The sequence below is a fragment of the Solibacillus sp. GQ1 genome, assembly GCF_059758555.1.
On sequence record NZ_JCAXEX010000001.1, the window covers coordinates 1,423,560 to 1,443,964 of the forward strand.

The 20,405-nt window shown below is 37.3% G+C and carries 18 protein-coding genes and 1 riboswitch; of the genes, 3 read left to right on the plus strand and 15 right to left on the minus strand.

Annotated elements, in window-relative coordinates; all coding sequences use genetic code 11:
* Positions 1-62: 62 nt before the first annotated feature.
* The 3 genes from recQ to AC6CH1_RS07040 form a co-directional block, all read right to left on the minus strand.
* On the minus strand, positions 63-1,826 hold the full coding sequence (recQ, locus tag AC6CH1_RS07030) for a DNA helicase RecQ (protein WP_251687899.1): 1,764 nt from the start codon (positions 1,824-1,826) through the stop codon (positions 63-65).
* A gap of 307 nt (positions 1,827-2,133) precedes the next feature.
* Entirely contained in the window at positions 2,134-3,243 is a 1,110-nt protein-coding gene (locus tag AC6CH1_RS07035) for a hypothetical protein (protein ID WP_498316775.1), read from the minus strand.
* A gap of 88 nt (positions 3,244-3,331) precedes the next feature.
* Complete coding sequence (locus AC6CH1_RS07040) at positions 3,332-3,493, minus strand: hypothetical protein (protein WP_251687896.1); 162 nt, start codon at positions 3,491-3,493, stop codon at positions 3,332-3,334.
* Positions 3,494-3,747: 254 nt separating this feature from the next.
* On the opposite strand from AC6CH1_RS07040, the gene AC6CH1_RS07045 reads away from it, so the two are divergent.
* A complete protein-coding gene (locus tag AC6CH1_RS07045; protein WP_065215942.1) occupies positions 3,748-5,352 on the plus strand; it encodes an ABC-F family ATP-binding cassette domain-containing protein in 1,605 nt (534 codons plus the stop codon).
* 46 nt (positions 5,353-5,398) lie between these two features.
* Here AC6CH1_RS07045 and AC6CH1_RS07050 read toward each other — a convergent pair whose 3' ends face one another.
* The 4 genes from AC6CH1_RS07050 to AC6CH1_RS07065 form a co-directional block, all read right to left on the minus strand.
* A complete protein-coding gene (locus tag AC6CH1_RS07050) occupies positions 5,399-6,664 on the minus strand; it encodes a hypothetical protein (protein ID WP_498316777.1) in 1,266 nt (421 codons plus the stop codon).
* A gap of 21 nt (positions 6,665-6,685) precedes the next feature.
* Complete coding sequence (locus tag AC6CH1_RS07055) at positions 6,686-7,096, minus strand: hypothetical protein (protein WP_498316779.1); 411 nt, start codon at positions 7,094-7,096, stop codon at positions 6,686-6,688.
* A gap of 215 nt (positions 7,097-7,311) precedes the next feature.
* On the minus strand, positions 7,312-7,512 hold the full coding sequence (locus AC6CH1_RS07060; RefSeq protein ID WP_079526785.1) for a cold-shock protein: 201 nt from the start codon (positions 7,510-7,512) through the stop codon (positions 7,312-7,314).
* A gap of 214 nt (positions 7,513-7,726) precedes the next feature.
* Positions 7,727-8,017, minus strand: coding sequence for a DUF1033 family protein (locus AC6CH1_RS07065; protein ID WP_251687892.1), 291 nt, complete (start codon positions 8,015-8,017; stop codon positions 7,727-7,729).
* A 297-nt stretch (positions 8,018-8,314) separates the two neighbouring features.
* On the opposite strand from AC6CH1_RS07065, the gene AC6CH1_RS07070 reads away from it, so the two are divergent.
* Both AC6CH1_RS07070 and AC6CH1_RS07075 read left to right on the plus strand, forming a co-directional pair.
* A complete protein-coding gene (locus AC6CH1_RS07070) occupies positions 8,315-8,962 on the plus strand; it encodes a 5-bromo-4-chloroindolyl phosphate hydrolysis family protein (RefSeq protein ID WP_251687890.1) in 648 nt (215 codons plus the stop codon).
* Between the two features lie 3 nt (positions 8,963-8,965).
* The gene (locus AC6CH1_RS07075) at positions 8,966-10,078 is read left to right on the plus strand and encodes a toxic anion resistance protein (protein WP_498316780.1); all 1,113 of its coding nucleotides are present in this window, start codon (positions 8,966-8,968) and stop codon (positions 10,076-10,078) included.
* Between the two features lie 46 nt (positions 10,079-10,124).
* Here AC6CH1_RS07075 and AC6CH1_RS07080 read toward each other — a convergent pair whose 3' ends face one another.
* The 8 genes from AC6CH1_RS07080 to AC6CH1_RS07115 all read right to left on the minus strand — a co-directional run bounded on the left by AC6CH1_RS07080 (position 10,125) and on the right by AC6CH1_RS07115 (position 20,290).
* Positions 10,125-10,322: a DUF6501 family protein gene (locus tag AC6CH1_RS07080; RefSeq protein WP_079526794.1), complete on the minus strand. Its 198-nt coding sequence runs from the start codon at positions 10,320-10,322 to the stop codon at positions 10,125-10,127.
* Positions 10,323-10,660: 338 nt separating this feature from the next.
* Entirely contained in the window at positions 10,661-11,395 is a 735-nt protein-coding gene (locus AC6CH1_RS07085) for an amino acid ABC transporter ATP-binding protein (protein WP_251687886.1), read from the minus strand.
* Position 11,396: 1 nt separating this feature from the next.
* Positions 11,397-12,143: an amino acid ABC transporter permease gene (locus tag AC6CH1_RS07090; RefSeq protein ID WP_251687884.1), complete on the minus strand. Its 747-nt coding sequence runs from the start codon at positions 12,141-12,143 to the stop codon at positions 11,397-11,399.
* Positions 12,144-12,267: 124 nt separating this feature from the next.
* The gene (locus AC6CH1_RS07095) at positions 12,268-13,104 is read right to left on the minus strand and encodes a transporter substrate-binding domain-containing protein (protein ID WP_498316781.1); all 837 of its coding nucleotides are present in this window, start codon (positions 13,102-13,104) and stop codon (positions 12,268-12,270) included.
* Positions 13,105-13,218: 114 nt separating this feature from the next.
* Positions 13,219-13,406, minus strand: a riboswitch (Lysine riboswitch).
* 330 nt (positions 13,407-13,736) lie between these two features.
* Positions 13,737-15,002 (minus strand): 2-oxoglutarate dehydrogenase complex dihydrolipoyllysine-residue succinyltransferase, encoded by a 1,266-nt coding sequence (gene odhB, locus AC6CH1_RS07100; RefSeq protein ID WP_427709812.1) that lies wholly within the window; start codon positions 15,000-15,002, stop codon positions 13,737-13,739.
* 93 nt (positions 15,003-15,095) lie between these two features.
* Positions 15,096-17,903: a 2-oxoglutarate dehydrogenase E1 component gene (locus tag AC6CH1_RS07105; RefSeq protein ID WP_498316782.1), complete on the minus strand. Its 2,808-nt coding sequence runs from the start codon at positions 17,901-17,903 to the stop codon at positions 15,096-15,098.
* A 315-nt stretch (positions 17,904-18,218) separates the two neighbouring features.
* The gene (locus tag AC6CH1_RS07110; RefSeq protein WP_498316784.1) at positions 18,219-19,613 is read right to left on the minus strand and encodes a HAMP domain-containing sensor histidine kinase; all 1,395 of its coding nucleotides are present in this window, start codon (positions 19,611-19,613) and stop codon (positions 18,219-18,221) included.
* Between the two features lie 5 nt (positions 19,614-19,618).
* Entirely contained in the window at positions 19,619-20,290 is a 672-nt protein-coding gene (locus tag AC6CH1_RS07115; RefSeq protein ID WP_498316786.1) for a response regulator transcription factor, read from the minus strand.
* Positions 20,291-20,405: the final 115 nt, after the last annotated feature.

Sequence of the window (20,405 nt, forward strand, 5' to 3'; positions counted from 1 at the left end):
AAAATATTTGTGAAAAGTTTAATTCAGAACAATCGTTAAAATTGTAATTATTTAACAATAAATTATGAATTTGCAACAATCGCCTCAATAAATGTTTTACCATACTTCTCCAATTTGCTCTCCCCGACACCGCTTACCTCTAAAAATTGTGTACTGTTTTTAGGTTTACGGACACACATATCTTTTAATGATTTATCTGAGAAAACAACAAAAGGTGGAACTTTCTCACGATCGGCAATTTCTTTTCGTATTTTACGAAGAGTTTCAAATAGAGGATCGTTTGGCTCTACTGTGGATTCAATAATGCGTGCTTCTTTACGCAATACCTTTTTTTGACCAAGCAGTACTTCTTTTCCTGCATCAGAAATGGATAACGTCGGGAACTGCCCATTATTTACGACAATCAGTTTTTCTGAAATTAAAAACTCGATAAAATTGGCAATCTCTTTCGCATTCATTGCACGCAAAATGCCATATGTCGGCAACTTTTGAAAATTAAATTCAAGTACTTTCTTACTGCGCGAGCCAGCCAATACTGAAGCGGTTAATTGTTTACCGAATTTTTGACCCATTCGGACGATACAGGACAATACTTTCTGTGCATCTGTTGTTACATCCAGCTGCGGACGGTTATCTGTGCAATTCGCACATCTGCCGCAATCTTGACCTGCCTCGTCACCAAAATATTCAATAATATAACTTTGTAAACAGCGTTCTGTATGACAGTAATCAATCATCGCATGCAGCTTTTGCAGTTCAAAAGGAATGCGAGAGCGATCTTGTGCCTGATCGATTAAAAAACGCTGTGTTTGTTCGTCGGAAGAGCTGTAAAGCAATATACACTCACTATCCAGTCCATCACGCCCTGCACGGCCTGCCTCCTGATAATAGCTCTCCATATTACGAGGCATATTGTAATGAAGCACATAGCGTACATTTGTTTTATTGATCCCCATCCCAAAAGCATTTGTTGCGACCATTATTTGAACTTCATCATTTAAAAAGCGATTTTGTTCATATGTACGGTCTTCTTCAAACATACCACCATGATATTTTGCTACTGCAAAACCAGCTTTGTTCAGCATTTCATAGACGGATTCCACTGATTTTCGGGTTGCTGCGTATATAATCCCTGCTTCATTTTCATTTGCTTTTACATATTTTTTTATATAGGTTTCTTTGTTTTCTCCAAGTAAAACCGAAAATGACAAATTTTCACGTGCGAAACCAGTAATAAATGTATTTTCTTTTTCGATGGAAAGAAGCTGTTGGATGTCTGCACTTACCTCTTCAGTAGCCGTTGCCGTCAATGCAATAACGGTCGGTTTCTTTTTCCATAAATGCAGCAGTTGCTGGATAGAACGGTAACTTGGTCGAAAATCATGCCCCCACTGAGATATACAATGTGCTTCATCAATTGCCAAGAGTGGTACATTTATTTGAGAAAGTTCCATACAAAAGCGCTCATTTTCGAGACGTTCCGGTGCAATGTAAAGCAATTTGATTTTACCGCTTTGGACACCATACATAACGTCCTGCACTTCTTCATAGCTTAGTGAACTATTAATATAAGCCGCTGAAATTCCACTGGATACAAGCATATCTACCTGGTCTTTCATAAGAGAGATCAATGGTGAAATAACAAGTGTCGTTCCTTCCATACACAGTGCTGGAATCTGATAGCAAAGGGATTTCCCGCCCCCTGTTGGCATAATAACAAGCGTATCGTTGTTATTTAATACGTTATCGATAATTTGGGTTTGACCAGGACGGAAAGAGTCATAACCAAAATTAGTTTTTAAATGTTGTAATGCTAGTGAAATCATAATCCCTCCTAAATAACTTCAATTTCTTTATTATACATGCAAATAAAAGTTCGTAAAAGTAACTTTAGTTTACATAATATATTTATAGAATAATTCACAATCACTGAAGAGATAATTTATATATTTATGTCCCCTATTTCCAATATTTTCGACATATAAAAATAGAACCCTTTCTAAATAGGCAAACAATTTATTTGCATTATTTTTTGGGTTCCTTTATTTCTTATGAGCTATTTTTTGTAATTAAATTTATAATATATAGTGTCGGATAATATGTTCTATTGAAAAAATCGCCTATTCTCTATTCTTATCTTTCGAATGTGGCGATAATATAATTTTCACTTTTTGTGTTAATACAACCGTTTAATACAAGGTGATTCTCTTTCACACCGATGAAATTGCATGTAAATTGCGCAGAACCATTGTTGACAACAATTCCCTTGTCATCATGTTTCATATTCCACTGAAGTTCACCTACAGTTAATTGAATGGCCGGCAGTTGCTCTATTATAAATAATTGTAATGCAGGTACTGCTTCCATTTCCTGTTCATCGGATAGTTGAACTTCCGGTACCATTTCTTCCGGCCGATACTCGTCTATTAGAAAATTTGCTCCGATTACTTTAAATTGCTGTTGTTCTTGAACAAATGTGAGGCGTACTTCTTCTTTTTGTTCGTCCACCCCATCCACAAAATAATAGACCCCTTCTTTTCGCGCATCTTTTATTTGATAACCTTTAATCGGTTTCTTTATATACTGCAGTGCTTGTACTACATCATCTGAAGCGGTATATCCTTTTAAAGGAGTGTGGTCTTTCTTTACTATAGAATCATTTAGTTGGTTAATAAAATCCAGACCCGCCTTCTTTAGTTCATCACTATTGTACGTAAATATATTTTTTTCATAGTACTTCGTAAAGTTATCGATCTGTTCTTGATTTGTGTGTTCCAGCAAATCGGTATTTTTTTGCAGCCGCTGTCGCCAATCCATCTTCTCTTCCATTGCTTCATCTAATAAACGGTCAATTTGATCTTTGTTCGCAGCAAATTCCTTATTTGCGTGTATATCTTCAATCGAATAGTCTTTGCCATTACGGATATGAATGATTGCGATATTATTTGCAACGTCGATTGCCTCTGTTTCCCCGAGCGTAATATTTTCATCATAAATAAGTGAATTCGGATGACTTGCAACGTCCTGTGCATTTACTACAATCCATTTATCTCGCTTACTTTGATGGATGACAAAGCCGCTAGTTGTTGTATTCGGTGAATGAATCGCCACTTCCCCATTCAATACAACCGGTTCTTTCTTTTCTTCATTTGGTAATGTTTGAGCAACCCATTTGGCATCACCGGGTTTGTCGGAACATGCCGCCAATAAGAGAACAAAGATTAAGATAAATAATTTTTTCATGCACTTCTCCTTTACCATAATTGTATTATGTAAACTAAAACGATTCATTAAAAAAAGAAGTGACTGAACGGATTCAGACACACCTCCATTATACTGGTTTCTTTTGTCCTTGCATTGAGATGATCGAAAATGACATAAAACCGAATAATATGACGATAATCCACTTCAAAACGTAATGAGTACCGATCATATCATACTCAATTGCAATGATTTGTGGGCCAATCGCACTTATCATAAAACCAACTGACAATACCTTGGAACTCCATCGTTTGCTTCGGCTTTGTTTTTTGCTTCACATCGTTTCTCTTTTAATAACTCATTAGTAAAACGGATTATAAATGTGTGACAACTAAATGATTCAGCTGTATAAGATTCGGTTATTTCCGATACGCTGTTATTTAATTTAACAATAAGACATGCTATAATAGAAACATTGTGTGCAAAAGAGAATTCTCTTTTTTAAGCAATCGAAAATACAAAGAAACAATTCAAGGAGGTACTTGCATGATTCAAGTATCAGGTGTAGGTCTACGTTATGGTGACCGTAAATTATTTGACGATGTAAATATTAAATTCACACCAGGTAACTGTTATGGTCTTATTGGAGCAAACGGTGCTGGTAAATCGACATTCTTAAAAATCTTATCTGGTGATATTGAGGCACAAGAAGGCCACGTATCAATGGGTAAAGATGAGCGTCTTTCAGTATTAAAGCAAAACCACTTCGAATACGATGAATTTAACGTATTAGATACAGTTGTAATGGGTAACAAACGTCTTTGGGAAGTAAAAGCTGAAAAAGATGCTATCTACATGAAACCGGAAATGACAGACGAAGATGGTATGCGTGCTGCTGAACTTGAAGGCGAATTCGCTGACATGAACGGTTGGGAAGCAGAATCTGATGCTGCAACACTTTTAAACGGTCTAGGTATCGGCGATGACTTGCACTACATGATGATGGCTGACTTAGAAGGTTCGGACAAAGTAAAAGTATTACTAGCGCAAGCTTTATTCGGTAAGCCGGACGTATTACTGCTGGATGAGCCTACAAACCACTTGGACTTAAAAGCGATTAAATGGCTGGAAGAGTTTTTAATTAACTTTGAAAACACAGTAATCGTTGTATCCCATGACCGTCACTTCTTAAATAAAGTATGTACACATATCGCTGACTTAGACTTTGGTAAAATTCAGCTTTATGTTGGTAACTACGATTTCTGGTATGAGTCAAGTCAATTAGCGCAAAAAATGATGGCAGACCAAAACAAGAAAAAAGAAGAGAAAATTAAAGAATTAAAAGAATTCGTTGCACGTTTCTCTGCAAACGCATCGAAATCTTCTCAAGCAACGTCTCGTAAAAAAATGCTTGATAAGATTGAGCTGGATGACATCCGTCCTTCAAGCCGTAAGTACCCGTTCATCAACTTCCAAACTGGTCGTGAAATCGGGAATGACGTATTAACAGTTGATGGCTTAACAGCTTCACAAGATGGCGAAACATTATTCAAAGACATCCGCTTCTCAATGAACAAAGAAGATAAAATTATCCTTTTAGGTTCACCAAATGCAAAATCTGCATTTATGGATATTTTAATGGGTCGTAAACAAGCAGATGCCGGTACGTATAAATGGGGTGTCACAACATCTCAAAGCTACTTCGAAATGGATCATGACCAATACTTTGGCGGTAACGAAAAGTCATTAGTTGAATGGTTACGCCCTTATTCTCCGGAAGATGAAACTGAATCGTTCTTACGTGGTTTCTTAGGCCGTATGCTATTCTCAGGTGAAGAAGTGAAGAAATCTCCTGCTGTACTTTCAGGTGGAGAGAAAGTTCGCTGTATGCTTTCAAAAATGATGCTTTCAAACTCGAACGTATTGTTATTAGATGAGCCAACAAACCACTTAGACCTTGAATCAATTCAAGCATTGAATGAAGGCTTAATCCGCTTCAAAGGTGCGATGATCTTTACATCACATGACCACCAATTCATTCAAACAATCGCAAACCGCGTAATCGAAATCCGTGAAGACGGTTCTATTTTAGATAAACCATTAACATATGATGAGTATCTAGAGTGGAAAGATGCACAAGGCTTAAGCTAATGAACGAAAAAGAAGGAGGCAGTTGTTCTGCACTCCTTCTTTTTATTTATTCGGTAATCGTATTTTTATAAATATCGAGTATGTCATGCAATTGGTTTTTCTTTGTTTCATCCGCCTTTAATTGATCCAGTTTGTCTATATATTGTGTAATCGAATAACGGGAAAGTACCGGTAAATCAAACGTTTTGACAAGCAGATCAAATAATATTTGCTGTTCATCAGATAAATAGATCGGAAGTGTGAAACTATAAGTAAAAACATATTCTCCTTTTTTATTTATACCTAACTGCGCATATTCCGGTAAGGAAAATGATAAATTAGGCTGCGGCTCAAGTGGCTCCACAATTTCCTCATCATCCATCGACCACATTTTCTCAAATTTATCTTCCCACGTGAAGTCTGCAGCCATTCTGTAGCGCGCTTCGATCCAGCCTTTATTGTACCGACCATTATGATCAAGACCTAAATTTTGCTCTTTCATTAGCTGCAACAAGAGTTTATATTCCTCCATCACTAATAAGTAATCATCTATATAAGTAGATAATGGAATATCAAATGTCTTCAATAAATCATCCATATACTTTTTAAAATAAGGATTCTCCAACTGCTCTGCCAGAGATTTTTCAAGCTGTACCCGCGCATTGATACGTGCTGCTTCATCTAATTCAATTTCAAAATCCTGCTTCAAATAATTAAATAAACCATACATTGCCCCTACTTCTTCATTGGCAATTCGGTAAGCATAGGATTTATTAGGGATGTTTTCTGCACGGTAATAATATTCATGCTCAAACAGCTGTAAAGTAATGTTTTGATGCTTCCGCAATTTACTGACGTCGTATGAAGGGATTTCGCTGAACTGATAATTTACCACTTCGCCAAGAACCATGTCTATACTCCGCTCCACTACTTTAAATAATTCCAGTAACTCGTCCGCAACCGGCGCATTTTCATTTCCCGATGCCGCTTCTTGCTGTAAGGCATTTTCATACAATTTGAAATTATACCGCGCCAATTCCTGAAGGTTATATTTTTCTCTAACTTCGTGAATTAAGGAATTCTGTTCATCTGTTAAACCCATCATATTAAAATCACTTGAGGTTAGAATAATTTCCCCATCTCGATTTTTAGCGAACTCGAAAAGATAAGAATCAACTGTAAAAGGCAAATCCAAATCAGTAACCGAAGGCTCGATATGGACGAATTCGCTTTCTGCTAAATATTCAAGGTAATCGAATGATATTCCCATCTTATTTGCGTACAGTTCATCCTGGTCACCAGCTGGATAGCTTGAGGTGCCCGACTCATCCAAAACCAAGCCTTTACCAGTATCTTACATGTTCCTGTATAAAATATCATGTTCTTTGTTTACAAGTAAATATTCCTCGATATAGTCCTGTTTGCTAATTTCAAGCTCTTGGAACATCTTTTCAAAATACACTTTTAATATTGGGTTTTGCATATCATACGTAATCTGCTCATCTAATATTTTCAGTTGTAATTGGCGCTTTTCATCACTTAGAGTAATATTTTGCTGCTGTAAATAATTGATAAGCGCATATTTAGATATCGCTTCACTTAATGCAGAAGATTTTACCGCTTCTTTTGAACGCATGGGATTGTCTCGGTAAAAAAGCTCGTATTGGTGTATTTTTAAATACGTTCCGCTTATCGGTCTGAATTTGATTTCACTATCTGCCAGTGCATTCACTTGTTCGTTTGACTGCTTACTTTGTTTTTGCAAGTATAATAATCCGAACAAACCGGCCAATATTAGTATAATAATTACTCCCCATTTTAACGGCCTGTTATTGTTAGAAATTGCATTATGTACGTTTCGTATTGGTATCTCAACCTTCCCTATGTATTCCATAAATTATAACAATATATGTAAAAAATATGTAATATATAAATAGAAAAAGCTGCGTAAATTGATACGCAGCTTCGAAATTTGTACTATTATAGTTTGATTACATTCGATGCTTGTGGTCCGCGGTTGCCATCTACAACTTCGAATTCCACTTGTTGTCCTTCTTCTAATGTTTTGAAACCTTCACCTTGAATTGCAGAAAAGTGTACGAATACATCGTTTTCCCCTTCTACTTCGATGAAGCCAAAACCTTTTTCTGAGTTAAACCATTTTACTGTACCTTGTTTCATCAATAAATACCTCCAAAATAAAAGTTAACAATTAAAAAACCAAATAAAAAAACACATATTACAAGAGTACCGATCCACTAACTCGATTACTTTTTGTAATATGTGAAGCCATTGTATTCGGTCAATCTTTCAATTGTTAAATATAGTATATATATCATAATTATGACTGTCAATTACCATTTGGCAAATTAAGCAAATTTTCAATTAAATGTTGTTATTGTGTAATCGCTTCTGGTGTTAATACAATAATGCCATGATAAATTTGGGCATCATCATCACAGGCTTCACAAAATTCACATTCATCCTCTGACCAAAATGCATAAAATCGTTCATTTTTATGTGCTTCAAACTCATATTTGTTTCGAAACTGAGCAAGCAAATGATTCAATGCCATTTGGAATTGATGCTCTGTATCATACTGCTCTGTTGATACGATATACTCTTCCCAACCGTCAAATTGCCACCAAGGCTCATAATCTGCCTTCATATAAATAATTTTATACATATACATTATCCTTTCTTTCTCTATATCTTATACACTTTTGTCCACGATGTCTAATAATGCTCATTATAATTAGGGGAACAATGGAAATCATAATAATTGTTTAGCTTTCCAAATCTTTTTACTTTTTAATAGCGCCAAAACTTGTTACGATTAATAAAAAGCCGCCATTTCATCTTCTTTAGAACTGTGTGACTTTAAATAACTAATTCCACTGATTTTTCTGCAATAAAGGAAGTAGTATTGAAACTTTTTTACGTTTCATACGTATCAATAGTATCGAGTAAAGGAGGTATGACAATGCTTGGTCCTATAAATTTTCTAACACGACATCTAATTAATGTATTAGTTTTATCAACAGCGGTCACTCTTACGTTTGTTAATTTTACCGGCATAACAACGATGCTGGCATTACCTCTTGGAGCAGCAGCATATTTCATCAGTAATAAAGTAACTTACGCTATTCAAAAAACGGCACAAAGTAAAAAAATCGGGCTTTCCAAATCGGAATACAATTTAATCGAAGCACAATTAAAACAGGCCCGTTCACATATTCAGGCATTAAACCAGCAATATGTCAGAGTGCGTTCGGTACGTTCTTTTAAGCAAATAAATGAAATGTCAAAACTGGCAAAGCGCATTATTAATATAGTGCAGACAAATCCGCACAAGTTTTATGCAGTGGAAGATTTCTTCTATGCACACTTGCCGTCAGCCGTACAGCTTTCTGATAAATATACGTTGCTGACAAAAGAGCAAGTACCTGGTACGGAAGTACATTTAGCGTTGGAAGATACGCGCAGAACTTTAAAAGAGCTGCAAATTACGATGGAATCTGATTTGAAAAGTGCTTTATCTTCGGATATCGAAAACTTGAAAATCGAACTCGACTTTGCAAAATTGTCGAATGAAAAGCGTAAAGATCGATTAAAAATCGGCGGTGAGTAACAAATGAATATGACAAACAATCCTTTTGATGCCTTTACAGCGAGTGAAAACGTTGACTTGCAAGTAAGTAAAGAACAATTTGCGGTGAATGTTGCAAACAATGCAGCCTCACCGCTTTTCGCATCATTATCAAATGATATGAAACAGCGGGCACTGCAATTAGCCCAAAATTTAGAGCCAAAAAATTACGAAACGGTTTTGGCATTTGGTTTACCCGCACAAGAAGCACTAAAAAAATTCACGACCCAGATGCTGCAGTATATTCAGCGCAAAGATGTTCGGAAAGTCGGTGAAGTATTATCCGATTTAATGCAGCATTTGGAGATGATTGACCCGGATGCATTGATTGAACAGGATAAAGGTTTTTTTGCTAAACTTTTCAGCCGTTCCACACAGTCTATTCAAGAAATTATGACCCACTACAATAAGTTAAGTAAACGCATTGATCGCTTAAGCATCCAACTGGAATATAATCAAAATGCACTATTAAACGATTACCAGTTTTTAAATAAACTCTATGCGATCAATGAAGATTATTTTCAGGAAATCAATGTTTATATTGCAACACTGGAAATTAAAAAACAGCATATGCGGGATGTTGTCCTACCTGCACTGCAAAAAGAAATTGTAGATGGACAAAATCCGTTTAAACAGCATGAACTGAAAGATATTGAAATGCAAATCGAGTGGATTGACCGCCGTATGTATGATTTGGAGCTTTCGCGTGAAGTGGCAATTCAATATGCACCGCAAATCCGAATGATTCAGCAAACAAATCAAATGTTAATCGAAAAAATTCAAAGTTCGATTATGACGACCATCCCATTATGGCAGTCTCAAATAACCATGTTATTAAACATGAACAATCAGCGTCGTGCGATACGATCTCAGGAACGTCTTATGGATGCATCGGAACAATTGATGCGTAAAAACGGCAAGATGTTGGAAGTGTCCAAAAAAGCTGCTAATCGACCAGCATTATCCCATAGTGATATTGACCGATTTAAACAAACCCAGATGCAATTGCTGCATGATATTGAGGATACATTACGCGTGCACGTACAGACAGACGAAAGGCGCCATGAAATCGAGCATACGATACTGGAACAGAAATAAAAAAGGTGTGTGAAAAGCCATAAGACTTTTCGCACACCTTTTATTTTTAAGCGAAGTATTCTTTGTAGAAACCGCCAACTTCACCTGTGTTGTCGATTACAAAGATGAACTCTTCAGTTTCGTTTTTTACTTCATATTCTTTGCCTACTGTTAATACGTTTGATACTAAATATTTCGATGCATCTGTATGTACACATTTTACCGTGCGAATTGTCGGTGCATCTTTCCAATTTAAATGTAGCATGTTATTCCCTCACTTTTAACTAATATCGATACTCTCCTATTTTATATGATTTTCCTGCCAGTGGAAAGCGCGTTGTAGTAAAAATCAACTTTTCTTGCTTCTAATATAAATACAAGGAAACCAACCACATAAAAATAGTTTTAATTTATCGCTGTTTCCGATATTTGATAGAACAACTATTCCATGTTAAACTCACAAGCAGAGGTGGAATGTATGGCATTTGGTAGTATTCCAATGTGGTTTTTCGCAATTGTAATTGCTTTTGCAATTGTATTTATTTTAATAAGCGAATGGAACTCACGAAAATAAGCTCGCAGTTAACTGCGAGCTTTTTGCTATTACCGTAATGTTCGTTTCAAGAACTCTTTTGTGCGGTCGTGTTTTGGGTTTACAAGCAATTGTTCCGGAGGGCCTTCCTCAACGATAACCCCTTTATCCATGAATACAATCCGGTCCGATACTTCCTTGGCAAACTCCATTTCATGTGTAACGATCAGCATCGTATTTCCTTGATCTGCCAGATGGCGCATTACTTTTAACACTTCCCCTACCATTTCAGGGTCAAGTGCTGATGTCGGTTCATCGAACAGCATTACATCCGGATCCATCGCTAATGCACGTGCAATTGCGACACGTTGTTTCTGTCCACCGGATAAATGTTTCGGTTTCGCATTTTTATAGGCGCTCATCCCGACAAGTTCCAAATATTTTATTGCATTCCGTTCTGCTTCATCTTTTGAACGCTTTAGCACTTTGATTTGGCCAACAATACAGTTATTTAGTACATCCAAATTATTGAATAAATTGAACTGCTGGAATACCATACCTAAATGCGTACGGTACTTTTCAATTTGATGTCCGTCATTTAAAATATTTTCACCATTATAGATTATTTCCCCTGCTGTTGGTGTTTCCAGTAAATTAATACAGCGTAAAAGTGTTGATTTTCCGGAACCTGAAGAGCCGATCAATGTTACTACTTCCCCTTTGTTTACTTGGAAATTAACATCTTTCAATACTTCATGATCACCGAATTTTTTATTTAAATGGTTAATATCAATTACAACTGTCATTTTATTCACCATCCTTATCTAGCTTGTTGCCTGTAATGAGCTCCACTTTATACGAGGAAGGTCCGTCCATCTTTTTCTCGAATAATAGTAAGAAACGAGTTACAGTAAATGTCATAATAAAGTATAATACCGTTGCGATAAAGAACGCTTCAATATATTTATAGTTACTGCCCGCAATCGAATTCGCAGTAAAGAACAGTTCCACTACCGAAATAACACTTAATACAGATGAATCTTTAATATTCATAACGAACTGATTCCCTGTTGCAGGTAAAATATTGCGTGCTACTTGCGGCAGAACAATATGAATCATCGTTTGCAGGTGATTCATTCCAATCGCTTGTGCAGCCTCGAATTGGCCTTTATCAATTGATACGATACCACCACGCACATACTCGGCCATGTAGGCTCCTGTGTTTAAACTAATAACGATAGAAGCTGCTAGAAAGCGGTCAATATCGATCCCTAAGTAGACAAGACCATAAAATACGACCATCGCCTGTACCATCATTGGCGTGCCCCTGAAAATTTCCACATAAGCCGTTAAAATAAAGTTAAAGACTTTCAGAATAGCTGATTTAATATTTTTTTTGCGTTGTGGAATTGTGTGCATAATTCCAATGAAAAATCCGATCAGTGTTCCACAAATTGTCCCGATAATTGCCAACAGAAGTGCAGTCCAAGCTCCACGTACAAATAAATCCCAGTTGTTCGTAAACAAGTTCCATGATGATTCTAAAAATGCCATCGCCTTGTCCTCCATTTCTTTCTTTGTTTCTACTATTTATGTATGAAATCATAATTTTAATAGAAAAAGGTTGTCTTCCGTTTGCCGGCAAGACAACCTCATTAAAACTGTTAATGCTACACGATTATTGTGCTGCTGGTTGATTTGCAATTGCGTCTTCCATTAATTGTTGACGCTCTTCATCCGAAATTTCAGATAAAACTTTGTTAATTTGTTCACGTAAATCTGAACCCTTTTTCAAACCTACTGCTACAGCTGTTGAGGCTTCGTCTGCTTCGAAGTTTGGTTCAGGTACGATGTATTTAATATTGTTCAGAGCCATTTCAGCTGAGATACCTTCTGGACGTTCTGAAACGTATCCGTCAATTGCGCCTGACTGTAATTGCACGCGCATTGCACCAAAATCAGTTGCCGCTACTTGTTTTTGAACACCTTCGATTTGATCGATTACATCATAATGTGTTGTCGCTTGCTGACCTGTAATTTTTGCATCTGCAAAGTCAGATAATGAAGTTGCATTTGCATATGGGCCGTCTTCTTTTACAACAATGACATAGTCACTTGTATAATAGTTCTCCGTGAAATCAATTACTTCCTTACGTTCAGGCATTGGTGACATACCAGCAATTACTAGATCAATGGCACCTGATTGTAATGATGGAATCAAGCCATCCCAGTCTGTTTTAACAATTTGTAATTCCATGTCCAGACCTTCTGCAATTTTTTTTGCAATTTCCACATCATAGCCTGCTGCGTATTCCTTTGAACCTGCAATTTGAACTCCGCCATTGGCATCATCTTTTTGTGACCAGTTAAAAGGCGCATACGCTGCTTCCATACCGATTTTAATAACTTTTTTGTCTGAATCTGAACTGCTTGTAGTACCTTCATCGCTTGTACCACAAGCTGCTAGCAATAGCATTGTCATGGCAGTCAATAAAATTAATAGTCTCTTTTTCATAGAAAATCTCTCCTTATTTGTTAAATTTCGGGCGCCAAATATACAAAAAACGACCTAAAAGAAGAACTTTAGGTCGTTTAAATTATAATTAGCCCGAATCCTCTACAGTTCCCATTTTGAGATAGCACAACTCAACCATCAGGGATATAGATGATTGAGACAGTTCTGCAATTATTCACTGCAGACCCAGCATTGTATAATTGAGCATTTACAACACTTCGGCGATATTTCCTTCTCTTATATCTCACAGCCAGCTCATGGCTCCATATAAAACTGTTAAGTATCGCGCCTCTACCTCACGAGAGTGTGAGGTTTTAATATGAAATTGATATGTTTATATTACATTATTGCGACATTTCCGTCAACACTCATTTTTCTGAAATTTCACTGTAAGAATAAATGCGCTAAAGCGCCCGTTCAACTCTGACATACATTGGAGGGCCCGGCGCAAAAGTAAACGCTCCACCACTTTTGCACGGAGGGACCTAATGGTGCGAGGAGTTGGCGCTTTAGCCTAGACGTGGATAAAACTATATTTTTACGTTATCTACAATGCAATATTCTATAGTTTCCTTAACAAAAAAGCTAATGCGCAATATACAGAATATCGCGCATTAGCATAGAAAATACTATTAAGAATTTAATAATAAATCTTCTGGGTTTTCGATCATTTCTTTTACTGTTTTTAAGAAGCCAACAGAATCTTTACCATCGATGATACGGTGGTCGTAAGATAATGCTACATACATCATTGGACGAATTTGAACTTCCCCATTAACAGCTACTGGACGGTTTACGATTGAGTGCATACCTAAAATACCAGCTTGAGTACCATTCATGATTGGTGTTGACATTAATGAACCGAACACACCACCGTTAGTGATTGTAAATGATCCGCCAGCCATGTCGTTTAAGCCTAATTTTTTGTCGCGTGCTTTACCAGCTAATTCCGCAATGTTTTTCTCAATTTCAGCGAAGTTTTTAGCGTTTGCATCACGAACAACCGGTACTACTAAACCTTCTTCTGTTGATACAGCAATACCGATATCGAAGAAGTTGTTTAAGTGAATTTCATCACCGTTAATTTGTGCATTTACATATGGATATTTCTTTAATGCTGCTACTACAGCTTTTGTGAAGAATGACATGAAGCCTAATTTAATATCGTTAGCTTTCACGAACTCATCTTGTTTACGCTTACGTAATGCCATAATGTTCGTCATATCAATTTCATTGAAAGTAGTTAACATTGCAGTTGATTGTTTTACTTCTAATAAACGTTTTGCAATTGTTTGACGACGGCGGCTCATTTTTTCAACTGTTACACGGTCTGTATCAGCTGCTGGTGTGAAGATCATTGGACCATTACCTGCTGCTGGAGCTTGGGCAGCTGATGCTGCAGGAGCTGCTGGTGCTGTACCATGTGCTGCAACGTCTTGTACACGTACGCGACCTTGTGGGTCAACAGGTGAGATTGCTGCTAAGTCAATACCTTTTTCACGAGCTAATTTACGAGCTGCCGGTGAAGCGATTACACGCTCACCTGAAGTTTCTTCAACTGCAACTGGTGCAGGTGCTGCTGCTTTAGGAGCTTCTTCTTTTGCTGGAGCCGGAGCTGCTGCTGGTGCTTCTTCTTTAGCAGCTGGTGCAGGTGCTGCGCCTTCGCCTGCTTCAACTACTGCGATTACTTGTCCTACTAATACAGTATCGCCTTCTTCAGCTAAAATTTGTTTTAAAACGCCTGCTTCTTCAGAGATGATTTCAGCATTAACTTTATCAGTTTCTAACTCAACGATGAATTCGCCTTTTTCTACGCGATCTCCAACTTTTTTCACCCACTGGGCAATTGTACCTTCAGTAATTGATTCTGCTAATTCAGGGACTTTAATTTCAGCCACGTTCATATCCTCCTTTAATTACGCTACACATTCATTGTATAGCAAGCCACTTCTATTTTAAATAGAAGCAGCTCTTTTTAAACAAATCATTTATTACTTTTCAAGTGCTTCGTTCACTAATTTAGCTTGTGCTGCTTTATGTGAATCGCCATCGCCTTCAGAAGTTGAGCTCATTGCAGGACGTCCTACATAGCGCACTTTTTTGCCTTCTGCGATATCATATAATGTTTCAAGAACATATGTCCATGAACCTTGGTTTTTCGGTTCTTCCTGTACCCAAACGATTTCTTTAACATTCGGGAAACGAGCGATAATATCTTTCACTTGTTGTGCAGGGAATGGATAAATTTGTTCAACACGGATGATGTGTAAGTGATCAAGCCCTTCGCCGTCTTTCACGCGTTCTGCTAAATCAATCATTACTTTACCAGTACCAAGTACTACTTTTTCAACCGCTTCTGTGTTTTTGCCTAAACCTTCTTGCTCGATTACTTCCTGGAAGCGACCAGTTGCAAGTTGTTCAGCAGTAGCTGCAGCAAGTGGGTGACGTAAAAGTGATTTTGGAGAAACCACTACTAATGGACGTACACCTTCTGTACCTAGTAATGCAGCTTGACGTCGTAATAAGTGGTAGTAGTTGCCTGCATTTGAACAGTTTGCTACGAACCAGTTATTTTCTGCAGATAATTGCAGGAATCGTTCCATACGGCTTGATGAGTGTTCCGGACCTTGACCTTCATAACCATGTGGTAAAAGAAGTACGAATCCAGATTTTTGACCCCATTTAGCGCGGGCACTTGAGATGAAGTTATCAAACATTACTTGCGCCATGTTTGCAAAGTCACCGAATTGTGCTTCCCATACTGATAATACATTTTGGTTTTCTAAATTGTACCCGTATTCAAAACCTACTACACCTGCTTCTGTAAGTGGTGAGTTATAAACTGAGAATGATGCTTTTGCACCTTCAATGTGATGTAATGGTGTGAATTCAGAACCATTGTTTTTATCATGTAATACTAAGTGACGTTGAGAGAACGTACCACGCTGTGCATCCTGACCAGTGAAACGAACTGGTGTGCCATCTTGTGTGATTGTTGCATATGCTAATGTTTCAGCATGACCCCAGTCAATTTTACCATCTGCGAATGCATCACGGCGTTTTGCTAAAATTTTACCTAACTTGTTTTGCGGTTCAAAACCATCTGCAAACACAAGTAAATCTTCATTTACTTTAGCCAGACGCTCAGCATCTACTTTAGTATCGATTTCAGGGAATTCGATTTTTAGTTCTTCCGGCATATTAGGCGTTACATGCTCGTCTTTTTCAGCCATTTCTTTTACATGATCATACGCAGCTTGCATTTCCGCATAAATAGCAATATCTAAAGCTTTTACTTCATCAGCAGATAAAACACCCGCTTCTGCTAATTCTGCACCATACAATGCACGAATCGGCTCATGTTTTGCAACTAATTTGTATGTTTCAGGGTTTGTAACAGTCGGATCATCTGTTTCGTTATGACCGTATCGGCGGTAACCGATTAAGTCGATTACGATATCCTTTTTGAACTTCGCACGGTATTCCGCAACAAAGCGACCAACAGCTGCCACTGTTTCAGGGCTGTCAGCGTTTACATGAATAACCGGAATATCATAGCCTTTTGCAGGGTCAGATGAATAATTAGATGAACGTGAATCATGTAACTCAGTTGTGAAACCGATCATGTTGTTCGCGATAATTTGAACTGTACCACCTGTTTTGAATCCTTCTGTTTGAGAGAAGTTGAAGCCTTCAGTTACAATCCCTTGACCAGCGAATGCCGCGTCACCATGCAGGATGATACCGAATGCATTTGATGGATCATGTTTCGCAACACCAGCTGCTGATACATCATCTTGTGCTGCACGTACAGAACCGATTACAAGCGGATTTCCTACTTCTAAGTGAGACGGGTTGTAAGCTAATTTAACGTTCAATCCAGAATCATGAGTGTAAGATGCACCCATATGATATTTCACGTCGCCAGTCCAGCCTTTTGTAATTTCTAATTTACCATCTTCAGGGAAGAAAAGGTCGTTAGAAACATGGGCGAAATCAGAGAACATCATATCGTATGGTTTTTTTAATACGTGAGTTAATACGTTTAAACGACCACGGTGTGCCATACCGATTCGAACGTTTTTTACACCTTTAGCTTCTGAAGATTTGATAATTTCGTCTAATAAAATGATTTGAGTGTCTAAACCTTCTCCAGAGAAACGTTTTTGACCAACAAATGTTTTATGAATGAATTTTTCAAAGTTTTCAATGCGTGTTAAACGCTCTAATACTGCTTTCTTTTCTTCGGCAGATAACGTTGTTTTGAAAGTTCCGCCTTCAACTTGAGCTTCGATCCAAGCACGTTCTTCCGCATTTTGTAAATGTGCAACTTCCACACCTATTTTATCTGTGTAAACAGATTTCAAATAATCAATTGCTTCCTTACCGTTTGTAACACCTGCAGGAACATTTGCAAAAAATACTGATGCAGGGATAGCTTGTAAATCTGCTGCTGTTAAATTGAATACGCTTTCTTCAATGCGTGAAGTATCTAATTGACGATTTTTTAATGGGTATAAATCTGCTGCTAAATGGCCATATTCACGAATTGATTCTGCCAGCTTAACTGCTGCTAATACTTTTTTGTAGTCTCCAGTACCTGTTACTGCTGCTGTTGCAACCGGTTGTTGACCATCTGCAAATACAGGACCACCGTAAGCTTGGAATAATTCTACTAGTTCCGGTTCCACTTCTTCAGGAGATTGCAGGAATAAGTCATACTGCTCTAATACGTAACCTAAGTTAGGACCAGAAAACGCTGACCATGGAGAACCTGCAGGTAATACATTGTTCGACATGAAAATAACCTCCAAATTTTGCCTTATGGCTGTTCCAATAATTTACTTAAAAAGGTATAATATTGTATATCACAATACAAAAATTACCTTCTTTTGTATGTAGATAAAGTAAGTACCCTCTTTTTATCTACCAAAACAAAGCAAATAATATTTTATCATTCTTCCACATGGACTAAAAGCACATTTATAAACGGCGGAAGAACATTTTTTCCATCTCAATCTTACTACTCTTCACAAAAAATACAACTCTTTTTATCAAATTAAGCAATTTTTTTCGTGAACTATTGAAATAGTAATTAGATTGAGAAAAATTATTCATTTTTTAAGAAGTTTAAGGTAAAAAAAGGTACCTTTCTGTAATTTACTTTCGACATCAATTTTCACTTCATATTTATCTGCAAGCATCTTCGTAATACTTAACCCTAGTCCAGTACCTGCAATTTTATTAGTTCGGGATGCATCCGCCCGGTAAAACCGGTCGAAAATATGTGGTAAATGTTGTTCAGAAATACCAATACCATTGTCTTCTATCGTAACTGAAATCTGCGACTGTAATTCATTATAATCAATTGTTACATGAAGTTTTGGAACATTGCTATTATATCGTATACTATTACTCAAAATATTTCTAAAGATTTGCGCTAAAGCATGTTCGGTAATGGAAGCAGCCGTTTTATCACCGGTAACATTGAGGCGAAACTCAGTGTTAGGATATAGCTGCAACAATTCTTCTCTTACCTGTTCGTATACTTGTTCTATATCAGCCTCAGCCTGTTCATCCGCTTGCTCCCTTCTTGCCAATTGCAATAGTTCTTCGATCATTTTTCTCATACGCGCAATTTCGGTTAACGAAGTGTTTAACGATTCTTCCATTACTTCCGGTTCATCTTTACCCCACCGTTTAATTAATGATAAATGACCTTCAATAACTTGAATCGGTGTTCGCAGTTCATGCGAGGCGTCTGCGACAAATTGCTGCTGTTTTGTAAACGATATCTCCAGTTCATTCATTAAAGTACGATACATATGAAGTAAATCGCCAATCTCATCTTTTGCCGAATAATCAAAGTTAGGCTGTGCAGTAAACCCGTTTTTTCTAACAAAACTCATTGCGTCCCGTAATTGGACAAGCGGTTTCATTAGCATATTCGCCAGGTAATAGCTGATCACAACCGAAAATAAAATGGCACCGAAACCAATAATAAAAATTGTTGTCAAAATATAATTCATCATCGATTGAAATGCTGCTAATGGGTGAATCAGCTGCATAACCCCTTGAAATTGTCCGATTTGAACGACTCTGTGGATGACATAGCTTTCAGATCCTGAAATCATCTGCTTTTCAATAACCGTTGAAAAATAATTTTGTTTTTTTGGCAGTTGTGCAGCCGGCGCAGCATCATTGATACGCATTACCTCAATACCATCCAGATTAAATACACGTACCGTTTGTTCTTGATTTAAAATGGCCTTCATCAATGCGGTGTTGTTTTGGAGTGCCTGTACTGTAACAGTGTTACCTTGTGATTCAAAGTATGTTGTCATATCATCAACCGTTCGCAATGCATTTTTTTCTTCATTATGAATAAGCCATGTTTGCAATGCGATATACAGCACAACAGAAATAAGGGCATAGCTTACAAAAATCGTTACACCGACTGCAAGCATCCACTTTGATTTTAATGAAAGGTTCAGTAATTTGTTTTTCATCATCCTCACCCGCGTATCACATATCCAACACCACGTACTGTTTCAATGTACGGAGTATTTTCTGTTTGCAGTTTTGAACGTAAATGGCGAATATATACATCAACTACATTAGTTTCTACCTCTGAATCGAATCCCCAAACTGTCTCTAAAATACGTTCACGTGTACATACATGGTTTCTGTTCTCCACAAGCAGCTTCAGTAAATCGAATTCTTTTCTTGTCAGCTCGATTTTATTATTTTCAAATATTACTTCATATGCATGCACATCGATTTCTAAATCCCTTACAATGAGTTGTTTAGATTTTTGAGTATGCTGGACTCTTCTCAAAATCGAACGGATCCGGGCTAGTAGTTCTTCTATCGCAAACGGCTTCACGATATAATCATCTGCTCCCGCATCCAACCCTGAAACACGATCCATTACTTCATCACGTGCAGTAATTAACAGAATCGGTACATCGCTTGTTTTCCGTATTCGTCTGCATACTTCAATCCCGTTTAATTGAGGCAGCATGACATCGAGCAAAATACAGTCGAATAGTTCCCTTTCAGCCAATTCCAGACCCGTTCTCCCATCATATGCAACAACCGTATCAAATCGCTCGTGCTTAAGCTCCAGTTCAAGGAAACGTGCAATATTTTTTTCATCTTCAATTATTAAAATCTTCTGTTTCATCAGCTACCCTCTCTATCAACAATATATATCTTCATTATTGTACCATTTGTATTTTAAAATAAAAAAAGAATACGGAGTAAATTTCCGTATTCTTGCAAGTGAGATATGGATATGA

Coding starts and splice junctions, on each gene's coding strand:
- AC6CH1_RS07105 (WP_498316782.1), bottom strand. CDS start 17,903: ATGTCGAACAATGTATTACCTGCAGGTTCTCCATGGTCAGCGTTTTCT.
- AC6CH1_RS07035 (WP_498316775.1), bottom strand. CDS start 3,243: ATGAAAAAATTATTTATCTTAATCTTTGTTCTCTTATTGGCGGCATGT.
- AC6CH1_RS07090 (WP_251687884.1), bottom strand. CDS start 12,143: ATGGCATTTTTAGAATCATCATGGAACTTGTTTACGAACAACTGGGAT.
- AC6CH1_RS07070 (WP_251687890.1), top strand. CDS start 8,315: ATGCTTGGTCCTATAAATTTTCTAACACGACATCTAATTAATGTATTA.
- AC6CH1_RS07045 (WP_065215942.1), top strand. CDS start 3,748: ATGATTCAAGTATCAGGTGTAGGTCTACGTTATGGTGACCGTAAATTA.
- AC6CH1_RS07110 (WP_498316784.1), bottom strand. CDS start 19,613: ATGAAAAACAAATTACTGAACCTTTCATTAAAATCAAAGTGGATGCTT.
- AC6CH1_RS07115 (WP_498316786.1), bottom strand. CDS start 20,290: ATGAAACAGAAGATTTTAATAATTGAAGATGAAAAAAATATTGCACGT.
- AC6CH1_RS07065 (WP_251687892.1), bottom strand. CDS start 8,017: ATGTATAAAATTATTTATATGAAGGCAGATTATGAGCCTTGGTGGCAA.
- recQ (WP_251687899.1), bottom strand. CDS start 1,826: ATGATTTCACTAGCATTACAACATTTAAAAACTAATTTTGGTTATGAC.
- AC6CH1_RS07085 (WP_251687886.1), bottom strand. CDS start 11,395: ATGACAGTTGTAATTGATATTAACCATTTAAATAAAAAATTCGGTGAT.
- AC6CH1_RS07095 (WP_498316781.1), bottom strand. CDS start 13,104: ATGAAAAAGAGACTATTAATTTTATTGACTGCCATGACAATGCTATTG.
- AC6CH1_RS07080 (WP_079526794.1), bottom strand. CDS start 10,322: ATGCTACATTTAAATTGGAAAGATGCACCGACAATTCGCACGGTAAAA.
- AC6CH1_RS07075 (WP_498316780.1), top strand. CDS start 8,966: ATGAATATGACAAACAATCCTTTTGATGCCTTTACAGCGAGTGAAAAC.
- AC6CH1_RS07060 (WP_079526785.1), bottom strand. CDS start 7,512: ATGAAACAAGGTACAGTAAAATGGTTTAACTCAGAAAAAGGTTTTGGC.